The organism is Microtetraspora sp. AC03309, from assembly GCF_020826795.1.
Lineage (GTDB): Bacteria > Actinomycetota > Actinomycetes > Streptosporangiales > Streptosporangiaceae > Microtetraspora > Microtetraspora glauca.
Map to the genome: position 1 here is coordinate 1 of NZ_JADDIL010000676.1, position 341 is coordinate 341.

General features: G+C 70.1%; 1 protein-coding gene. It reads left to right on the plus strand.

The genetic code is table 11. The features are described from left to right. The coding region (locus tag IMZ11_RS44895; RefSeq protein WP_228649937.1) for a hypothetical protein at positions 1-341 on the plus strand (341 nt) is incomplete at both ends.

A 341-nucleotide genomic window follows, 5' to 3' on the forward strand; every position in this document is an offset into this window, starting at 1 on the left:
ACGGTGGCGGGCTGCACGGTGGCGGGCTGCACGGTGGCGGGCTGCACGGTGGCGGGCTGCACGGTGGGTTGGTCAGCAGTGGACTGCACAACAGTGGTTTGGCCGGCAGTGGGGTGCACAACAGCGGGTTGGCTGGCAGTGGGGTGCACAACGGTGGCGGGTTGCACGGTGGGGGGTTGCACGGTGGCGGGCTGCACGGTGGGTTGCTGGTTGGGGTCGAGCTGTTCGGCGTCAGGCGGGACGACAGCGGGCTGCACGGTGGCGGGCGGGGGAAAAACCGGCCGGCGAAGACGAGAACGGTCAAGCAACAGCACGGCACCGTACGCGTCACCGGCGAAACG